Origin of the sequence: Cedecea sp. (genome assembly GCF_036500665.1) — a bacterium.
Taxonomy (GTDB): Bacteria; Pseudomonadota; Gammaproteobacteria; order Enterobacterales; family Enterobacteriaceae; genus Cedecea.
This window is the reverse complement of sequence record NZ_DASYBS010000034.1, coordinates 1-1,993: the sequence shown is the minus strand read 5'-3', so window position 1 is coordinate 1,993 and position 1,993 is coordinate 1. Positions and strand designations below refer to the sequence as shown.

Here is a 1,993-nt window from a genome sequence, read left to right as displayed (position 1 = left end):
GGTTCCATCGCGCTGATAAATCGTTATGCCGCACGCCAGCACATCAATACCGGTGCGCCCGGCTACAACGTCAATACGCGCGGCCACGCCGTCATCCGTCATCCATGCCAGCGCCTGCCCGATATACTCCCGGGCTTCCTGAGGTGTTTTATTCGTTAACTTGCGGCGTTTCAGTAGCCAGAGGCGGGAGCCGATGCGGTCATTCTGTACGGTGGGCCAGGTATCGCCCCACCATCCCATCGCCTGCGCGGTGTGATCATCGCGTTCTGCTCGCCGCCACGTAAACAGCGATATCACTACGGCGCGCGTTAAAGGGTCGAGCGGGTCCGTCGACTCCCTCAGGAGCCCGTTAACATAGAGGATCATGGTGTTTAGCTCATCTTCTGGCCTGGCGCGTCAGTGGTACCGCCGCCGTCACCGTTTTCTTTGTGGGTGTGGCCGTTATATGTCTGTCGCATATCCGCCATCGTTTTACCGCTGCTGTCGCAGTTATCCCTGATGTTTCCGGTCGCTTCGACGGACATTTCAAAGCGGGCTTTAGGCGCATTTTTGAATACGATCGGTTTTCCGGCACCGTTCACGACTATCCCGTCGCGCGTTAATATCACCGACTGGCCTTGATCGTCGTAAATTGCCACCTCTCCGCACTTCAACCCTTTCAGACGATAGCGGCGATCAGATACGGATATTACAACCCCGTGCGAGCGGTCCCCTCCCGGGAATAAAACCGCCGCTTCTGCGCCATCCTGCGCCGAGGAAGTAAACCCGTAGGGCTCCAGGTACTCCACATTCTCTTTCACATCCCCGCCGATTAATTTCAGGCCGGCAGCCTGGCATTTTCTCTCGCTATCAAGGGAGGTCAGCACGGCCCGGGCAAAGAGATTAGCAAGAGCTTTCATATTGGCTGCCATCAGAAATCGTCGCCTCCGGATGCCTTTTTCTTTTTCGACTTCTGCGTAGCGGGTTCAGGCAAATAAGCATCTGCCGGGCCGACACGCAGCTCTGTAATCGTTCCGTTTCCGTCCTGGTTATAAGTCACTTCGGCAATGACCAGCTCGGTATTGTCAAACCCCAGCATGGGATCGAATACAATCACGCGCTGATTGGGCTGCCACAGTTCCCCGTTGCCCTGGCGCCAGCCCTGCACGGTATAGGTGGTTTCAGGCGTTTTTGCGGCGCGCTGGCGGGCTTCAAATTCACATCGGGATTTACAACTGTCTGCCGTGGCCGTCCCGGATTGCTGGAGTGTATGTGGGCGGTAGCGCGTCACACCCGCATCGCGGGTGCTCTGGCGAATAGCGGAGATCGTCGCCTCACCAAAATCATCATCGGTGCCCGGCCGCTGGCCGGTGACCAGATAATCAGAGAAACGTTCACGAACGCTGCGCTCGGTATCACACGAAAGTATGTTTTCGCCGAGCACCAGAGCCGTGGACGCACGTGAACGTCCCACGGCGCCGAGGTGCAAACGGCCTTCTCCGTCATCGTAAGCCAGCGTTTGAACCTGGCCCAGCAGGCGATTAAGGCAATCCACCACCGTTTCGCCATGCTCCGGCTGGGCATCAATAACGGCTGTTGCCGGTGCGCCATCGTCAATAACGGTAATCCCGAACGGGCTGGTTAACGCACTGGCGATACGAACCAGACTTTTTCCGCTGTGCTGTGCCGGAGCGGCAGAGCAGTCGATCAGATCGGCTGTCTTGCTACGCCCCACAATACCGGTGCTAATCGATGTGGCATCATAGCGAACCGGCGTAGCTTCCACCCAGCCGGTGATAACCAGGTCGCTACCGATCAACACTTCAACCAGGTCACCATTCTTTATCATGGGCTGGATTTCCGTAGCGCCAGACCACTGCCGGGTGATCGTCACGTTAAAATCGCGCGCCACTCTGTCTATGCCGGCACTCACACGCGCCGACGTCCACCCTCCCCACTCGCGCCCGTTTACACGCAAAAAAACAAGACTGTTCATCGCACCGGAACCCTCAAT

General features: G+C 57.3%; 3 protein-coding genes. All 3 read right to left on the bottom strand.

Annotated features, from left to right (window positions below; all coding sequences use genetic code 11):
• A partial coding sequence (locus VGM55_RS05610; RefSeq protein ID WP_331634853.1) for a phage GP46 family protein occupies positions 1–366 on the bottom strand: 366 nt, incomplete at its 3' end.
• Positions 367–371: 5 nt separating this feature from the next.
• Positions 372–911, bottom strand: a complete 540-nt coding sequence (locus VGM55_RS05605) for a phage baseplate assembly protein V (protein WP_331634852.1) — start codon at positions 909–911, stop codon at positions 372–374.
• Positions 911–1,975 (bottom strand): phage baseplate assembly protein, encoded by a 1,065-nt coding sequence (locus VGM55_RS05600; RefSeq protein WP_331634854.1) that lies wholly within the window; start codon positions 1,973–1,975, stop codon positions 911–913. The genes VGM55_RS05605 and VGM55_RS05600 overlap by 1 nt, the downstream gene beginning before the upstream one ends.
• Between the last annotated feature and the right edge of the window lie 18 nt (positions 1,976–1,993).